The sequence below is a fragment of the Coprococcus sp. RTP21428st1_C9_RTP21428_210409 genome (assembly GCF_040227395.1).
Lineage (GTDB): Bacteria > Bacillota > Clostridia > Lachnospirales > Lachnospiraceae > Coprococcus > Coprococcus aceti.
On sequence record NZ_JBEHVV010000017.1, the window covers coordinates 1 to 20,469 of the forward strand.

Consider the following 20,469-nt stretch of genomic DNA (forward strand, 5'->3'; position numbering starts at 1 on the left):
CTTAGGGTTGTGAAGGAAGTCGACCATCTCAGTCAGGGATTCCTTTGCCTCATCCTCTCCTGCAACATCTGCAAATGTGACTCCGGTCTTCTTCTCCATATATACCTTGGCGTTTGATTTGCCAAAGCCCATCATTCCGCTCCGCCTTGTCACTAACGAGAGGAACAGATAGAATGCAGCTATCATGACCACATATGAGAGTATCGTTCCGACCATGGCTGAACCGCTCTCGTCTTTGCCCTTGTATGTTGTGGCATACTTCTCATGGGCTGTCTTAAGTCTGTCTGCCAGCTTATCGTCGCTTATCCTCACTGTCACATAGGTGTTCTTATCCAGAGTGCCGTCAGACTCCTTTGAGGTAAATCTGATCTTTTTGGCATATATCTCCGCATTGTCCACCTCTCCCGAATCCAGCATCTCCACAAATCCGCTGTACGGGATCTCTTTTTTCGTTCCATTTGTGATCTTGTCATATGCTCTCCAGCACAGCAGTGTCAATATCACCGAGATGACAAGCAGAACCATGACATTCCTGTTTTTGCCTTTGTTGCCATTATTCTTGTTGTCGTCATTCTTGTCGTTTTGTTCTTTGTTGTAATCGTTATTCAACACGTTTCTCCTTTTACTCTGATATGGATATCCCATTTATCCATCTATGACTTTACCGCCTAACAAATTATAAGTCAAGTAAACTGTTTGTATGAAATTGTCTTTATTGACATTACGGGGGCTCCGGGGGTACACTTTTTTACAAATTGACAAATATATTCTATATGGGAGGGCTGCAATGCCGGGATACATAATACACCTGTGCGAGGGCAGATACATCGCAGACAAACTTCATATTTCAAAGGAATCCCAGCCGGAGCTGCTGAATGATTTCCTGCTGGGCTGCGTTCTTCCAGATGCGGTTACGGACAAAGCCCTGACACATTTCAGGCCGGAATGGCAGAACGATCTCATAACAAAATATCCGGACATCGATCACATATTGTCAGAATATCCAGTGGAAGCTATGACACCTGCCGACCTTGGCATACTTGCCCATCTCATGATGGACGCCGCCTATGTGGAGGAATTATGGCCGCAATATTTTCAGTTTGAGGCAGGCGATAACACTCCCACCTGTGTGACCCGCGACATAGACCATGTCCGAATGCACGAGCTGAGCATGCAGCCGGAGGGAATGTGCATCCCATTCCGAGATTTCTTCTCAGAGCAGTTTTTCTACGGTGATTACAATGTGACAAATCCATTGTTTATCAGGGATTTCTCACCGATCATACCGAAGGTTTCATCACCTGATATGACCATAAAAAAATGTCTATGTTTCTCACAGAGCAGACTGCAGAGTGATCTCGACTCATTCACCTCAATAGACACCGATGTAGGCAATAATACAACGAATGTATTTCCATATAAAGCACTTAAGGACTTTATCATCTCTCAGGCGGACAGATTCCTCCGCCTCACAGATAACAAAAAAGCATCCACCAGATAAGCCTGTTTCCAGGCTCACCCAGTTGGATGCTTTTTTTTGTTTTATTTCCGGCTTTCCCTTATCTAACTGTCAGTCACTATTTGACAACGATCTTCTTTACTGTTGAGTATGAACTCTTATATGTTGTCTTACCTGACTTGTTAAATGCACGCACCTTGAAGTAATATGTCTTGCCTTTCTTCAGGCCTTTCTTGGTGTACGAAGTAGTTCCTGCCTTTCTTATAGTTGCAACAGCCTTATACGTGCCACGCTTTGATGTTGACATGTATACGATGTAACCTGTTGCTCCCTTGGCTCTCTTCCATGCAATTTTCGCCTGCTTGACTCCGGCCTTCGCTGATACAACAGGTGTTGCAGGAAGTGTAAATCCTGATACATATGTTCCGGCATTCTCTACGATCGCCTTTCCATCCTTCTTGTATGCCACAACTCTGTACTTATACGTTGTTCCGGCACTGAGCTTTGAGCTTACAAATACGACCTTTGACTTGCTTGTGATGGTCTTGATCTTGACTGCTCTGTTGCCGCGGTATCTGTAAACTATGTATCCATCAGCGTTGTTTACCTTGCTCCATTTCATCGTTATCGATGCATTGCTTCTGGCACTGATCTTAAGATTCTTGACTGCCGATGGCGTTGTCATGATCCTTGCTGTAGCATTCTCACCAACGAGCTCCTTGCTGCCGACCTTCTTGTATGCAACTACCTTGAATGTGTAAGCTGTACTTCCAGTCAGACCGTTTACATTATAAGCTGTCTTTGATGTCGAACCAAGATATTTGTAATTGTCCTTTGCTACAAGTCTGTATACCTTGTAGCCTGTAGCTCCCTTAACTGTATTCCACTTGAGCGCTATCGACTTCTCTGCCCTGCTGCTGAATGAAACACCTGAAACCTTAGCTGGCTTTGTTGCTGCATTTATGACTGTCTTCTCGCTATACAGTGTCTTGCCTGACGACTTCACATATGCTGATACCGCGAATTTGTAATCAGTTCCCGCTGCCAGACCTGTGATATTGCTGCTTGTGCCCGTCACTGTTGCAACCTTCACATATGTCTTCTTACCTGTATCATATCTGTACACCTCATATCCCTGGGCATATGCACTGCTGCTCCATGATAGCTTCAGTGATGTTGTTGTCTCACCGCTTGCCGCAAGGTTCTTCACCTTTGCAGGAAGGATGTTGAATGTAACCTTCTTTGTTCCGTAGAAGTTGTTAAGTCCTGTGATCGTAACACTTGCAACACCCGGCTTCACGTTGTTGCTGTACTCAACCGTGTACTCCTTTGGATTTATCACTGTTCTGCCGATCTTAACTGTAACCACCGGCTTGATCGCTGATCCTGTGTAGGTCTTGTCTGCTATCGCTGATACGGTTGCCTTTGATATGTCAAATGCCTTGATCCTGAACTGCTTTGTAACGCTTCCCTTGTAGTCGCCCATGAACTTCACAGTGACTGAAGCCTTACTTGTTCTCGTCATGGTGATTCCGCTGTTGTTCTGGTATGTGATCGTGTAATCTCTGCCTTCCTTCAGCACATTTGTTCCCCATGTTATCGTGACATTATCAAACTTAAATGCTGTGCCCTTGTATATAACCTCGGACTCAATTCCGTTTATAACAGCCGTGTTGCTTATATCTGCCTTGCTTATCACAAAGCTCTTCTTTACAGAATCTGTGTAGTTGCCTGCACCTGTTATTGTTATGACTGCTGTTCCTACATGAACATTGTTCTCGTACTTCACAGTATAGTCCGTTCCCTGGCTGAGCTTCTGTCCATCCAGTTCAACTTCAATATCCTGTGTTATTGCATTACCTGTGAATACCTTTCCTGTAATACCCTTGATCTCAGCTCCAGCGATACTCTTCTTTGTAATTGCAAAGTATCTTGTCACTGAATCCTTGTAGTTGCCCTTACCGGTCACAACCACCTTTGCGCGTCCTGTCACATCTGTGTTCATATCGAAGCTGAGTATGTAATCAACTCCCTCTGTCAGCTCCACATCACCATTCTTTACCTTTACAACAGGTATGAGCTGGTTTCCTGTGTACTCGATCGATGTGCTGCACTCAACTGTACAGTTCTTGATACTTCTTGCTGTTATCTCAAATGTACCTGTTGTCTCTCCGGTGTAGTTGCCCTTTCCTGTTATGCTTACCTCTGCGGTTCCGACCTCAGTGTTGTTACTGTAAGCCACTGTGTAATCCGCTGCTGATAACACAACACCGTTGACTGTCACTGTAACGGCTGGAGTTACCGGCTTTCCTGTGTATTCCGTATCCTCTGCCACAACTACTGCATTATCGATTGATGCCGCTGTTATGGCAAATGTTGCTGTCACACTTCCTGTGTAGTTAGACCGGCTTCCTGCTGTAGCTGTAACCGTTGCTGTTCCAACGTTTACATTTGAAGCATATCTCACTATGAAGCCCGCGATATCTTCATCGTCAAGCACAAATGCTCCGTCACTGCTGTTAATAGCTGTAACTGATGGAGTGAGTGCCTTTCCGGTGTATGTCATGCTGCTCTTTGAAAGCTCTGCTACATAACCTGTTACGTCTCTCTTGACGATCTCGAAAGTTGCCGTCTTAGAACTTACGTAGTCTCCATATCCTGTGATCGTCACTGTGGCAGTTCCAACATTATAGTTATTGATGTATGAAACCTTGTAATCAGTTCCCTGTACAAGCGTCTTGCCACCGTATGTAACATTTACCGCAGGTGTGATATTCTTCTTTGCAAACTCCTGATCAGGTATTGCACTGATCTTGGCTCCGCTTATATTTACAGGATCCTTTGTAATGGTAAATTCTCTCTCCACAGTTCCTGTGTAGCTTCTCTTACCTGTTACTGTTGCCTTTGCCGGCTGTCCGCCTGCTGTAGGCTCAATATTATTGCTGTACTCGATCTCGTAGTCAACACCCTCTACAAGCACCAGATCTCCATATGTAATTGTGAGCTCCGGCTCTATCTTCTTGCCTGTGTAAATCTGACCCTCGATCTCGCTCACATGACAGTCTGCAAGATTTCTTCTTGTTATAGCAAAGTATCTGGTAACACTTCCTGTGTAGTTGCCAATACCTGTGATGGTAACACTTGCCTTGTCCGTCACGTTCTTATTTCCACTGTATGATACAGTGTAGTCTCTTCCTGCCACAAGTACATCGTCGCCGTATGTTACCTTAAGTCCGGCAAATGTTATTGCCTTTCCTGTGTAGGTTACGCTGTCTTTTATACCTGTTATATCTGCATCTGCAATATCTGCACCGCCAATAGCAAACAGCTTGCTGGCAGTTCCTGAATAATTGCCCTTTCCTGTTATCACCGCAACTGCTGCCGTTGTCACCTCGACATTGTTCTTGTAGCTTACGGTGTAATCCCTGCCTGCCACAAGCTCTCTCTGTCCGTCAACAACCGTGAGCTTTGGTGTAACCGCATTACCGGTATAATTCTGTCTGTCGATGTCCTTTATCTCTGCAAGAGATATGTCTCTGGCTGCGATATCGAATTTCTCAACCGCCGTTCCAGTGTAGTTGCCTATACCTGTGATGGTAACGCCTGCCTTATCTGTGTCTGTTGTGACATTCACATTGTCACTGTATGAAACTGTAAAGTCTCTGTCCTCCACAAGAGCTGTTCCGCCAAGTGAAACTGTAACTGCAGGTGTAAGTGGATCTCCTGTGTATCTTGCCGATGCCACCGTAATGTCTGCATCTGCAAGATTTCTGGCACTTATCTTAAATCTTGCTGTGGTGCTTCCACTGTAGTTACCCATACCTGTGATGGTGAGCACTGCACTGTCTGTCACGTTCACATTGTTGCTGTAGTCTGCTCTGTAGTCGCGTCCCTCAACAAGTGTCCTGCCTCCGAGTGTAACTGTGTGATCCGGAGTTACAGCTTCACCCGTATAAACTCCGTTTCCAACCTTTACTGAAGCATTGTCGACTGAAGCACCTACTATTGCAAATGTCTTGCTGACACTTCCTGTGAAGCCTTCACCCTCAAGTGCCTTTATAGTAACCTTACCTGTTCCAACATTTGTATTTGACGAGTAGCTGATCTCAAGGTTGTCAAAATCAGTAACTGTCACTGTCTTTCCAGCTCTCTTCACTGTAAATGAATTGATCACCGGTTTTACTGCTGTTCCTGTATACATATACTCGGATGCATCAAGAGCTATCTGTCCATCACTTATATCGACCGGATTGATGTTAAACTTAGCCGATAAAGATCCGGTATTTGAATTGATACCTCTAACTGTTACGGTTGCCACACCCTCATCGATGTTGTCCACATATACGAGTGCGTAATCCTCGCCGTATACAAGTGTCTTTCCACCAAATGTAACTGTCACATCCGGTGTGAGCGGCTGGCCGAAGTTGTAAAGCTGATCACTGATCTTGCTTATCACAGCCTTGGATATATCCACAAGATTCTTAGATATCGTGAAGTTCACTGTTATGCTTCCTGTGTAGTTACCAGATCCTGTGATCTTGATCTCAGCCTTCGAGCTGGCCGTTGTCTCATTTATGTTGTTGCTGTACTCTGTCTTGTAATCTGTTCCAGACACGAGAACCTGTGTTCCGTCTCTCACTGTGACCTCAGGTGTTACAGCCTTTCCTGTGTGTACCTGTCCGCCAATCGCATCGACTCTACACTTGCTTATGTCCTTAGCTGTGATCTTGAATGTTCTGCTCAGCTCTCCGCTGTAATTGCCGATACCTGTTATCACAACCTCCGCACTGTCTGTCACGTTTACATTGTTCTTATACTCTACTGTGTAATCCTCATCCTCGGACAGTTTCTTTCCGACCAGTGTCACAACGATCTCGCCAAATGTTATGGCCTTTCCTGTGTATTCTGTGCCGGCTGGTATACCTGATACCTCTGCGTCCTCAAGAGTGAGACTCTTTATACTGAAGTTCTTCTCTACAGTTCCCTTGTAATTGCCCTTACCGGTTACGATAAGCTTGGCTGAATCTGAAACCTCTATGTTGTTCTCATATGTCACAGTGTAGTCCGTTCCTGCAACAAGCTGTACTCCATCGAGTGTCACCTTTGCATCCGGTCTGATCTCACTGCCGCTGTACATCTGATCCAGTATATCATTGATCTTCGCCTCATTGATCGCCTTTGGCTCAATGTCGAATGTAGCAGTCACAGTGCCCTTATAGTTTCCTGTTCCCTTGACGGTCACAGTCGCCTTTGACTTTGCTGTCGTAGCGTTCACATTGTTGCTGTAAGAAACAACATAATCAATGTCTGCATTTAATATCTCATCATCGAGAGTTACTGTCACAGCCGGTGTAAGTGGCTTTCCAGTGTAAACTGATGACTGGACATTCACATCTGCCTTGCTCAGATCCTTTGCAGTTATCGCAAAGTATGCGACAACTGTTCCCTTGTAGTTTCCTGTACCGGTCACTGTGAGGATGGCTGCTGTTCCAACATTTACATTGTTGCTGAACACCACATTGAAATCTGTTCCCGCAGTGAGTTTCTTGCCATCAAGTGTCACTGTATATGCAGGCTTTACTGCACTTCCTGTGTACACATGGTCTTCCACATCAACTACAGCCTGTGCGATATCCACCTCTGTGATCTCAAACTTCTTTGTCACAGATCCTGTAAATCCGCTTCCCTGTGCTGCCTTTATAACCGCACCAGCAGTTCCGACATTTGTATTGTCCGTGTATGTCACATCAAATGCTGTCATAGATGTCACTGCCGTCGCCTTGCCATCCCTGCTTACTGTTATCATCTTAACTGCAGGTCTGATCTCTGATCCCGTGTACTCAAATGAGTCATTCTCAAGTACAACCTCAGCAGTTGTTATATCTACTGGCTTTATGGCAAATGTTGTGCTCACCGAGCCTGTGTTCTTGTTGATACCATTTGCCTGTATCGTCGCCGTACCTTCATTGATATTGTCGATGTATACAAGCTCGTAGTCCACATCCTGTGTCAATGTCTTGCCGCCATATGTAAGTGTAACCTCTGGTCTTATGGCATTTCCAAAGTTGTAATACTGGTCATCGACCTTGCTCATTACAGCCTTTGATATATCCACAACCTCCTGTGTGATGGTGAATACCGCACTGTTGCTGCCTCTGTAGTTGCCCTTACCTGTTATGGTGACCTCAGCACTGTCTGTCACATCTGTGTTGTTGCTGTAAGTAATGTCATAATCCTTTCCGGTCTCCAGTATCCTTGCGCCATCTCTGACTGTGATCTCAGGCTCAACCGCCTTACCTGTGTATATCTGTCCGCCAATCGGATCAATGCTGCATCTGCCGATATTCTTAGCTGTTATGGCAAATGCTGTTCTAACCTGTCCGCCGTAGTTTCCTGTGCCCTTTATGATCACATATGCAGGATTCTTCTCATCTGTAACGTTCAGGTTGTTCTCGTAGCTTACTGTGTAGTCCGTACCGTTCACAAGTGTCCTGCCGTTTACTACAACTGCTATATCTGCAAATTCAATGGCATCTCCTGTAAATACTACCGCATCCTGGATTCCACTTATCTCTGCATTGTCTATGCTGTATGCCTTTATAGCAAATGTTCTGGTCACTGATCCCTTGTAGCTTCCTCTACCTGAGATAATAGCGCTGGCCTTGTCTGTAACCGAATCGTTGTTCTCGTATGCCACTGTGTAATCAGTGCCCTCTGAGAGAACATTGTTGCCATTTACAATTCTCAGTTCAGGTTTTACTGCCTGACCGCCGTATGTCTGATCTGGTATCTCCGGTATGTCAAGCTTTGATATATCCATAGGAGTTATAGAGAACTCTCCCTGGACTGTTCCTGTGTAGTTGCCTGTTCCTGTCACTGTCACAACAGCCTTTGCTGTGTCAGATGTGACATTCACATTGTCGCTGTAGCTGAGCTTATAGTCAGTTCCCTGAACAAGAGTCTTTCCATCAAGGACTACACTGACTGTTGTCGTAACTGCGCTTCCTGTGTATTCAGCATCATCGGCCTTTACCTCAGCCTGTGATATCCTCTTAGGAGTTATGCTGAACTTCTGTGAGAGCTTTCCGGTGTAATTTCCGGTTCCCTCTATAGTAACCAGTGCATTGTCAGTAACATTCACATTGCCTGAAACTGTTACCTTGTAGTCAACGCCCTCTGCAAGAGTCTTTCCTCCGAGAACTACTCTGCATACAGGAGTGATCGCGCTTCCCGTATATACTGCACTGTCAACGCTGACCTCTGCCTGCTCTATTGAAGCTGCAACGATCCTGAAGGATGTGCTTGTGCTTCCTGTATAGCTCTGGCCTTCGCCTGCGGCGATCTTAACTGTAGCCGTACCGACATTTACATTGTCTGTACATGTGATCTCAAATCCTGCGAGATCTGTGAGTACCTTCTTAACTCCATTTCTTGTGACTGTTATCGATTCTACATCTGCTGTTACCGCATCTCCTGTGAAACCATATGAATCCTTCACAAGTGCGATCTCTGCAGTTGTTATATCTATAGGAAGGATCTTGAATGTCTTACTTACCTCGCCCTTATTCTGGTCGATTCCCTTCACTGTAGCTGTAGCCGTACCGGCCTCAATGTTATCAGTGTAGGTTACGCTGTAATCAACATTCTCTGTAAGCTTTCTTCCTCCAAGATTTACACTGAGTGCAGGTGTGAGCTCCTCACCGAAGTTGTAATACTGATCTGCGATATCACTTATCACCGCATTTGAAATGTCGAGCACTTCCTTTGCGATGGTGAACTCTGCTGTAAGCTGTCCGGTGTAGTTGCCCTTACCTTCTATAACTGCCTTGGCATTCTTGCCCACCTCGATATTATCACTGTAAGATACCGTGTAGTCTCTTCCATTTTCGAGTACCTTTGATCCATCTCTTACTGTAACCTCAGGGGTGATCTCCCTGCCTGTATATGTCTGTCCTCCGATGGCATCGACCTTGCACTTCTCAAGACTTCTTGGGGTTATGCTGAAGGCTGTTCTTATCTGTCCACCGTAGTTGTCGTTACCCTTTATGATAACGTAAGCCATGCTGTCCTCAGTGGTTGCATTGACATTGTTCTCATAACTTACTGTGTAATCTGTTCCATATACAAGTGTCTTTCCATTCATCACAACTGTTATGTCCTTAAAGGTTATGCTGTCACCTGTATATTCTGCGCTCTCAGGTATTCCTGTCACAACCGCCGGTGCTATGCTTGCTCCGCATATCTCAAACAGCTTTGTAACGGTTCCCTGATAGTTACCCTTACCTTTGACTACTGCTCTCGCCTCTGTAGTCTTGTCTGTATTGTTGCTGTATGTTACATCGTAATCTCTTCCCGCAACAAGAACTGTGTCTCCGTTTCTTACGACCACCACTGGCTCTATCGCCTCGCCGGTGTATTCCTGAGCATCAATGCTGTCAACATCGGCTGCTGTAAGAGTCTTTGCCGTGATGTCAAAGTAAACTGTGAGCTTTCCTGTGTAGTTGCCCATGGCCTTGATGATCGCTGATGCCTTCTTCTCAGCCGTTGTGACATCTATGTTGTCTGCGTATGTAACTGTGTAGTCCTCACCCTTGGTCAGAGTCTTGCCTCCAACCTCAAGAACTACATCAGGTGTCAGCGCAGATCCTATATATACCTGAGCCGGTATGCTGCACTTTCCGCCGTCTATGCTCTTTGCACTGATCTCAAATGTCTGGCTCAGTACGCCCTCATAATTACCGCATCCGGTGATCTTTAACAGAGCGTCCTCTCCTGCCTCTACATTGTTTTCAGCCGATACCGTGTAATCCACGCCGGCTGTCAGCACCTTATCTCCCAGAGTTACCTTTACATCCGGTATAACCTCTGATCCGGTGTACTCAGCATCTGCCACGCTCACGACCGCACCGCTTATGCTCTTTCTTGTGATAGTAAATGTGGTTGATGCAGTTCCGGTGTAGTTCGTATCCTTTCCTGCACTTACAGTAACCTTTGCCGTTCCGGCATCTGTATTGTCACTGTATTCCACAGCGAATGAAGAGAGATCTGTGATACTCTCAGTCACACCACCATTAGGAACGCCAAGTCTTGTCACTGCAGGTGTAATCGCCTCACCTGTGTAGGTGAATGATGTTCCCCTGAGAACTACTGACGCCTTTGATATATCTGCCGGCTTTATGACAAATGTCTTTGTAACTGACTTGTTGTAATCACCTGTACCTATGATCTTTACAGTTGCAGTTCCCGCATCAATATTATCGGTATAAGTCACTGTATAGTCGGTGTTAAGTGTGAGTGCCTTTCCTCCAAAGCTTACCTTGACTTCAGGGGTTATGGCCTGTCCGAATGTATATGTCTGATCCGGAATAGCCTCTATCTCAGCCTTTGATATATCTGTAAATACTCTTCCTATAACGAATTCCTTCGTTACCTTTCCTGTGTAGTTGCCCTTTCCTGTGATTATAGCCTTAGCCTTTGTTGTCTCTGTAGTCTCATTTATATTCGACTCATATGTGACATCATAGTCAACGTCGCTCACAAGAAGAACATTACCATTTCTTATCGTTACTTCCGGCTCTATGGCCTTTCCTGTGTATACCTGGCTTTCAATCTCCTCGACATCACATTCCCTGAGATCCTTTGCCGTAATCACAAAGTGTACATCCTTGCTTCCGGTGTAATTGCCTGTACCTGTTACTGTAAAGTATGTACCATCCTCTGTTGTGACTGCCTTGTTGCCTGTGTATGTGATCCTGTAATCAATTCCCTCTGTGAGGATCTCGCTTCCATCGGCAACTATAATATCTGCAAATGTCACATCAGCACCTGTGTAAGCCACAGACTCACTGTATCCGCTGATGGCGACTCCTGTAAGTGACTTAGGTACTATCGCAAATGTTGTTCTGAGGGTTCCTACATAGTTGCCCTTTCCTGTGATAACCACCTGTGCAGGTGCATCCTTTGTCGTAACATCTGTGTTTCCTGTGTATTCAGCCTCATAGTCAACACCGGCTTTCAGTGTTGTTCCATCAGCCATGCTTACTGTCACTGCCGGGGTGATAGGACTTCCGGTATATGTCTGATCACTGATCTTATACGCAACTGCACTTGAAATGTCTGCTGCAGCTATTCTAAAGGTCTTTGTGATAGTGTCTTTATAATTGCCGGTTCCCTTTACTATAACGTTTGCCGTGCCGACATTGACATTCTTCTCATAGGTAACTGTGTAATCCACACCATTTGTCAGAAGCTTGTCTCCAAGTGTTACTTCCACATCAGGAGTGAGCTCCTTACCTGTGTAGATCTGATCTGCGACTTCCACATCGGCATCAGTGATCGTTCTCTCTGTTATAGCAAACTCTGCACTGACGGTGCCCTTATAATTGCCACTTCCTGTAATCTTTACAGTACCCTTGCCTACGTTTGTGTTACTGCTGTAGCTCAGAGTGTAATCCCTGCCCTCTGTCAGAACCACTGTACCAAGTGTTACCCTGACAGCCGGGGTAAGAGGTGTTCCCTGATATACCGCATCGTCTACCTCAACTGCTGCGCCTGACAGATCTGCCTCTGTTATGGCAAACTCACCTGTCACGCTGCCCTTGTAGTTGGTGTTGCTCTTTGCTGATACGCTGATGGACGCTGTTCCTACATTGACATTGCTGCCAAAGCTTATGTCAAAGCTGTCCATATCAGTTATCATCACATCTCCAAACTCTATGCCTGTAACCTCAGGCTTCTGGCTCTTTCCTGTGTACACAAAGCTTTCCTGATCTATAACCACACGGCCTGCTGATATGTCCGCAGGGTTGATGGCGAAGCTTACTCTCTTTGTCTTGGAGTAATACTTTGTTCCGGTTATGATCACATATGCTGTTCCAGCATTTATATTGTTCTCATATGTTAAGGTGTAATCTGTATTCTCTTTCAGTGTAATTCCGTTATACATAACAGTGACTGAAGGAGTTACAGCCTTGCCAAATGCATATGTCTGCGTCGGTATAGCCGACACTGTAGCGCCGTTTATATCCACAACGCTTCTTGTTATCGAGAAGTAGACTACAGCAGTTCCTGTATAGTTGCCAATACCGGTGATCTCTGCCTTCGCCTCATCCGTCTCGTCTATATTGTTGCTGTATGTAACTTCATAGTCTGTTCCGGCCTTCAGGGTGACGCTGCCATTCTTTATGGTGAGCACCGGCTCTATGGCCTTACCTGTCCATGTCTGTCCCTGGATCGGGCTGATTTCGCAGTTTGCTATATCTGCCTTTGTTATCTTGAAGGCTGCAGTCTTCTCACCGCTGTAATTGCCTGCTCCGATGAATCTGACAGTCGCTGTTCCGATCTCCTTATTATCAGTGTACTCAACAACGTAATCCTGATTCTCTACAAGTTTTGTATCTCCAAGTGTGAGCTCATATCCTGTGAGGACTATGCTCTCACCGGTATACTCTACACTCTCAGGTATTCCTGTTATGACTGCATCTGCAAAGTCTGCCTTTGTTATCTCAAACTCAGCCACACACTGACCTGTATAATTTCCACGGCCTGTGATAGTTGCCTTTGCCTTTCTTGAGTCTGTTGTAACACTTACATTGTCGCTGTATGTGACGTCATAATCACTGTCCTCTGTCAGAACTATCTCTCCGTTCTTGACTGTAACCTTTGGACTGTGGGCTGTTCCGTCGTATACAACAGACGCTATAGGTGAGACCACGCACTTGCTTATATCCATTGCGGATATGGTGAATGTCTCTGATGCTGTTCCTGTGTAATTGTGCTTACCTGTTATCGTCACTGTGGCTGTACCCTTATCGGTATTTCCACTATAGTCAACATCATACTCGGTGTCTGCGATCTGCTTTCCACCTAATATAACTGTTATCTCCGGTGTAAGCGGAGCTCCAGTATACACCTGATCTGCAACAGTTATCTTTGCTGCACTTATGGATCTTGCTGCGATCTTGAAGGTCGTCTTAACTGTTCCGGCATAGTTGCCCATACCCTTTACAGTAACCGTTGCTGTTCCGGCATCGGTATTGTCAGCATATCCCACTGTGTAATCTGTTCCCTCTATAAGCTTTGTCTGTCCCAGATATACTGTCACTGCCGGCTTGAGTGCAGCACCTGTGTATGTCTGATCGGCAACCGTGAGCTGGGCATCTGTGATGTCTGCCGCAGTGATCGCAAACTTGCCTGTAACTGTTCCCTTATAGTTTGAACTGCTTCTGGCTGTGAGAGCTATCTCTCCACTGCCTACATTTATATTGTTGCTGTATGTCACGTCAAAATCTGTGCCAGGCTCTATGCTGCCGCCAGCCAGAGTGATTCCTGTCACTACAGGCTTGATCTCGCTTCCGGTATATCCGTAAGCATCCTTCTCAAGCTCAAGGACTCCTCCTGTCACATCGAGCTGTTCGATAGTAAATGATGTATCTATGACTCCATGATACTCTCCGGCTCCTGTCACGATTATGTATGCCTTTCCGGCATTCACATTGCTCTGATAGCTTACTGTATACGCATCCTCTGGAAGCACCTCTCCATCCAGTGTAACTGATATAACCGGTGTGATCTGCTTGCCATAGTTATATACAAATGGTCCCTTGTCTGTTATAGAGATGACCGCAGGTGTTATATCTATAACTCTCTCTGCTATCATAAATGTCTTCTGTACAGATCCGGTGTAGTTGCCCTTTCCTGTGACAACCGCCTTTGCCGGCTTGTCTGCTGTTGACACCTCAATATTGTCGCTGTATACGACATCATAATCCGTGCCCTTCACAAGAGTTCTGCTGCCATCCTTGACTGTTATGTCAGGTGTAAGTGCCTTTCCTGTGTGGGTCTGTCCCGGAATATCGCTGACTGTACAATCCTCTATGCTCTTTGCTGTGATAGTGAATGTCCAGCTTGCTTTTCCTGTATAATTACCCTTTGCACTGAAGATGATATTCGCCTTGCTGCTGGCAGTAGATACATTCAGATTGTTGACATATTCAGTCTCGTAGTCCACACCATTTACAAGCTTAACACCGTCCACAGTGAGCACAGCCTGATCAAATGTAATAGCCTTTCCTGTGTATACGACTGAACTCTCCACGCCGTCCATCTCTGCATCTGTTATATCCTTCTGTCCAATTGTAAATTCTACACGTCTTGTTGTACTGCTGTCATAGTTACCCTTACCTCTGACTATAACTGCAGCCTTTGAATCTGTGGTCGATGCATTGACGTTATTCTCATAGTCGACAGTGTAATCTGTTCCCTCTGTGAGAACCGCATCTCCATCCTTAACTGTTATATCCTGTGTTATCTCAAATCCGGTGTATGTCTTATCTGCCACACCTGCAACCATAATGCCCTCAGCATTTATACTTCTCGCATTTATGACAAATGTGCCGTCAAGCTCTCCGGTATAGTTGCCCTTACCTTTGATCTTGAATTTACCGGTTCCTGCATTTGTAACTTCGCCTTCTACATACTCTACTGTATAATCCTGGCCCTCCACAAGTTTCTCGTCTCCAAGTACGACTGAGATCTTCGTGGTGAGCGGCTTACCTGTATAGCTCTGTGCCTGAGCACTTACCTTTGCTCCCGTGAGCGACTTCGCACCGATAGTAAAGAGAAGCTTTACCTCTCCTGTATAGTTACCTGTACCTGTCACCATCACGCTTGCCTTATCGGAACACTCCACATTGCTGTCGTAGCTGAGTGTATAGTCGACATCCTTCTTGAGAATGACATTTCCACTTCTGACAACCGGCTCAGGAGTTATCTCAGATCCGGTATAGCTGAACTCTGTCTGCTCAAGGCTTGCCCAGCTCTCCTCTATCTTCGCTGCAGTTATTGTCACTGCGATATCAAAGCTTCCTGTAAAGTTACAGTCAGCCTTTGCAGTAACTGTTATTGTTCCTGTTCCAACATTTATCAGGTTCTTCTGTGTTACAGTGAAATCTGACATGTCCGTCACAGTGTACTTCTTGCCATCAACTGTGATGTCAAAGCTCTCCACTGTAAATGTCGTTCCAGCCGGTGTGTACACCGCTGAATAAGTCTTAGATGCCACTGCCTTTGCAATAGACAATGGAAGTATCTTGAATGTCTTCTCGACAGTTCCTGAATATCCCTGTACAGTGATACCTGTAACTGTCATTGTCGCAGTTCCGACATTCACATTGTTTGTATAAGTTACCGTATAGCAGTCAGCGTCAAGCTTCACGCCATCCACTGTGACTGTTGCAGCCGGCTCTATCTTATCTCCCATGTGGTATGTCTGATCTGCTATATCAGCAACATCCGCATCTGTTATCTTGACGATCTTCTTGGCAATATCAAATGTTGCCTTCACAGATCCCTTATAGTTGCCTGTTCCACTTATATCAGCAACAGCCTTTGACTCGGTTGTTGTGACATTGATATTGTTGCTGTATGCAACGGTATAATCCGTTCCCTTTACAAGAGTGTTTGCACCGTCAGTGACAGTCACTTCAGGCTCAACAGCCTTTCCTGTATAGATCTGTGCGCTGATCGGCTGAACTGTGCAATCTGCTATATCCTTCTGCTCGATCACGAACTGAACTATCTTCTCACCGGTGTAATTGCCCTTACCTGTGATAAGTATCTCTGCCTTGCTGTCAGTTGTGGAAGCATTTCTGTTATTTGTATATTTCACTGTGTAGTCAGCAGCAGTGAGCTTTCTGCCCGACACTGTAACTGCCAGTCCTGCAAATGTTATATCTGCGCCAGTGTATACCACACTGTCCTCAACGCCTGTTACAACTGCCTTGCTGACTGATGCAGGAACAATATTGAACTCGATCTTCTTTGTTCCGCTGTATACGCCCTTACCAGTTATGGTTATCGACGCCTTAGCTGAAGCCGTGCTGACATTCTCATTATTATCATATGAAGATACAACATAGTCCTCACCCTCAACAAGCTCGGTGCCATCGTAGCTGACTGTTATATCCGGTGTTATCGCTGAGCCTGTGTATGTCTGGTCAGCTATATCAGCCACATCGGCTCCGGCAATATCTATAGCCTTTATCTCGAAGCTTCCTGTAGCGGTTCCATCGAAATTGCCATCCTCCAGAGCTGTTACCGTGATCTTAGCTGTACCAACATTGATATTGTTGGCATACTCAACGCTATAACTTCCTGAAGGCACTGCCATTCCGTCCTTGCATGTAACTGTCACCGCAGGAGTCTGTGCCTTACCTGTGTATGTCACACTTGAAGCTGAAACTGTTGCACCTGTAATACTCTTCTTGTATATTACAAATTTCTGTGTGAGCTCTCCTGTATAGCTGCTGTCCGCCTTTGGAGTGATGGTCACACTTCCATTTCCAACATTTGTATTCTCACCGTATGTGACATTGAAATCATCAAATGATGTTATTCTGTTGACGGTTCCAACCTTCACAGCCACAAGTGATGGCTTGATAGCAGTACCGCTATATTCAAATGTGTCGCCTGATATAATCAGTGTATCACCTGATATGTCATACTTGGCGATCTTGAACGTGTATTCCTTTGTTCCCTTGTACTTGCCCACACCTGTTATGACAAGTGTTGCGGTACCGACCTCATAGTTGTCCTTGAAGGTATATGTATAATCACCGTTTGATCCGGCTGTCATCTCCTCGCCGTCATAGCTCAGAGTAAAGCTTGGTCTGACCGCCATGCCAAAGTTGTATGACTGATCCTCAAGTCCCGTCAAAGTGATCTTGTCACTTGTGCTTATGTCTATAAATTCCTTAGTAATATTGAAGTATTTGATGATCTGACCTGTGTAATGATCACCACAGCCTGTTATGGTCACTGACGCTTTTCCGGCATCCGTGTTGTCTGCATACTCTACTGTGTAATCCTCATTCTCAACAAGCTTGATCTCACCGTTGTATATATTGATCTCAGGTGTTATAGCTGAGCCTGTCCACAACTGATCCGCTATAGCATCCATCTGACAGTTATACACAGCTCTCTTCTCTATCTCGAAACGTATAACCTTCTGTCCTGTGTAATTTCCTATACCGGTTACAGTGATCGAAGCCTTCTCTCCTGAACCTGTTACCTCTATATTATTCGCATACTCAACAGTATAGTCCTTGTCTCTCTCCAGCTTGATAATTTCACCATTAACGTATCTGGTTACATTTATCACCGGTTCGATGGCCATACCTGTGTACATCTGTGACTGGTCGGCCTGGGTTATTCCCATTCCGCTTGAAGATGAAATGATTGAAACAGGTGTTATCTTGAAATACTTGACGATCTCGCCTGTATAATTATCATTTGCAGCCTTTATTACGACCTTGGCCTCATCTGTCACATCCGTGTTATTGCTGTACTCTACCGTATAGTCTACATCCTGCTCCAGCTCAACACTGCCATTCTTGATGGTGACTGCCGGCTCTAATGCCTCTCCTGTGTACTGGCTGTCGGATATATCTTTGACATCGCAGTTCTCAAGAGGCTTAGGTAAAATGTTGAACTCAAGAACCTTAGTTCCGCTGTATGAGCCCATTCCTTCTATAGTAATAGTAGAAGTTCCTACCTTGTCATTGTTCTTTCTGTCGGTGACTGTGAAGTCTGTTCCCTCCTTCAGAACATAACTGCCATTCTTAATGGTAAGCTCCGGCTTCACCTCGCCGCCGTTATAATACTGGTCAGGTATATCCTCATATGTAAGTTTGCCCATATCACCTGACGGAGCAACTATAGTGATCTGGAATGACTTTGAACCGGAATAATATACCGATGCTGACATGGCAATAACTGTCCATGTTCCGGTCTCCTTGTAGCTGAACGGGAAGGTGTAGTTAACTCCCTCAACCAATGTCATTCCGTTGTATGTAATTGTTATATCCGGCTTTATGTTCTCTCCGGTATATTCATAACTGGACTTATTCACAGTCAGCTTTACATCGGCATCTGAGAATGACTTTGCAAGTATGTTAAATGATTTGTACACAGTACCCGCATAGTCTCCCATACCTGTAAATGTAACCTTACCATTGTTGGTTCCCGGCACGATATTCTCGCCGTAAGCAACAGAGTAATCGGTTCCCTCCACAAGTGTCTTGCCGTCGTATGTCAATGTCACATCCGGCTTCAACTGTGCTCCGGTATATTTCATCGATGATATCGTGGAAAATTCCACATCATTCATGCTGATCTTAGATGTCTTTATCGCAAATGTACCTACACATGTTCCCTGGAAATTGCCGAGACCCTTGATCATGACTCTGGCTGAATTTCCGATCTCCACGTTGTTCTCATAACCTGATATCTCGTAGTCAACGCCCTCCACAAGATCCGTATTGCTGAATGTGACCTTTGACAGGGTTGTGGTCACCTCAGAACCTGTGTACTCGGCGTCATCGGCAGTTATTACAGCTTTGGATATATCCGCTGCAACAATCTGGAACTCACATGGAACAGTTCCAGTGTAATTTCCAATACCTACTATATTAAACTTATGTGTTCCTACATTGTAATCCTTGGCATTCCAATACTCACTGAAGTCATATGAGAAATCTTGGGATAACTTAAGTGTAGTTCCAAGTTCCTTATCCTTGACAGAAATATTCTGTGGAGAAACCTGTATCGTTATGTTGTTTGCGGTGTTGAACACTGCATCATCAAATGTTACGGAGAGATTTTCCGTGCTCCTAGGCTTGATGGTGAAGTTCACCGTCTTTGAACCCACATATGAACCAAGTCCTGATATAGTCAGTGATGGCTTAGATGTGGATGTGGATGCATTTGTATTGTTGGTGTAGTATGACACCTTATAATCCTTGCCCTCGACAAGTGTCGTGCCCTTATACTTAACCACCGGACTTGGAGTCTTGGCAGTTCCGTCATATACAAGGTCGTCATCCACCGTAACGTCAGCGTCTGCTATGCTGTATACCTCAGTTCCCTGATCCACGATCTGGAAAGTCTTGGTTACAGTTCCCTTGAATCTGGTAGGTGCTCCTGTTATTGTGACAGTCGCTGTTCCAACATCTGTATTGTTGGTATACTCAACCTTGTACTCATAGTCATTTGTACCCCACTCGTCTATGCTGTGCAGATACTTGTTGTTGGTCTTGTCCAGTATCTTAACAGCCGGCTTTATAGGTTTTCCTGTATATACAAATGTATCACCCTCCAGTGATATCTCCTGATCACTGAGGTTTGCAGCGCTGATTCCGTAGTATATGTAATACTCTCCGTCGCTACCGATCTTATAATTGCTGTTCTTTGCAGCGGACACTACAACTCTAGGGCCGTCCCCAAGAGGATCCTCCACTACCTCTGACTCCTCGTCGTTGTTATAATAATCGACAACATAGTCAGTTCCTTCTGTAAGGAAATATCCTGATGATGTATTCGCTGTCTTTACATATATCTGCGGCCATACACCACCAGCCTGATATGTGTAAATTTTATTTTTGCAATTTTTATGCTGGTTCGCTTTCTCTTTTCCATCTATATAGAAAAGTGCAGTCGAAGTTATACTCTTTGCCTTTATAGTAAAGGTACATGTAAGAGTACCGCTGCAGTTCATGTCTGCATTACCTCTGACTGTAACTGTTGCCGTACCAACATTAACATTGTTACTGTATTCTACAGTATAATAATCTGACGACAGCTTCGTGTCGTTGGTCGTATCTCCAATCTTCTTTACCACCAGCTCTGACGAAGTGAGCGTCCATGGTTTTCCCGAATACGTCTTACCGGATGTCACCGTTGTATAACAATAATATCCGTCCGCATTCAGATCTATGGCATCATCCGCCGCCAGCGTGGCAACAGAATCCCCCACATCACTCTGCTTCTCCGCATCACTGGCCGTCGCCACATTCTGTGACTGTGCCGCCAGCACCTGCGCAATCCCTCCGATCGCAATATCACTCTGGAACAATACGGACAATGCCATAATGAATGCCATGAGAAATGCGATCATTCGTCTGCCATAACTTCTTCTCATAAATTACTCCCTGCCTTTCTTGATATGTACATTT

3 protein-coding genes are annotated in these 20,469 nt (G+C 45.1%); 1 reads left to right on the forward strand and 2 read right to left on the reverse strand.

Features of this window, described 5'->3' with window-relative positions:
• On the reverse strand, positions 1 to 609 hold a 609-nt coding region (locus tag ABUA34_RS05115; RefSeq protein ID WP_349822953.1), incomplete at its 3' end, for an ATP-dependent metallopeptidase FtsH/Yme1/Tma family protein.
• A gap of 178 nt (positions 610 to 787) precedes the next feature.
• On the opposite strand from ABUA34_RS05115, the gene ABUA34_RS05120 reads away from it, so the two are divergent.
• Positions 788 to 1,501: a hypothetical protein gene (locus tag ABUA34_RS05120; protein ID WP_349822954.1), complete on the forward strand. Its 714-nt coding sequence runs from the start codon at positions 788 to 790 to the stop codon at positions 1,499 to 1,501.
• 76 nt (positions 1,502 to 1,577) lie between these two features.
• On the opposite strand, the gene ABUA34_RS05125 is transcribed toward ABUA34_RS05120, so the two are convergent.
• Positions 1,578 to 20,435: a fibronectin type III domain-containing protein gene (locus ABUA34_RS05125; RefSeq protein ID WP_349822955.1), complete on the reverse strand. Its 18,858-nt coding sequence runs from the start codon at positions 20,433 to 20,435 to the stop codon at positions 1,578 to 1,580.
• Positions 20,436 to 20,469: the final 34 nt, after the last annotated feature.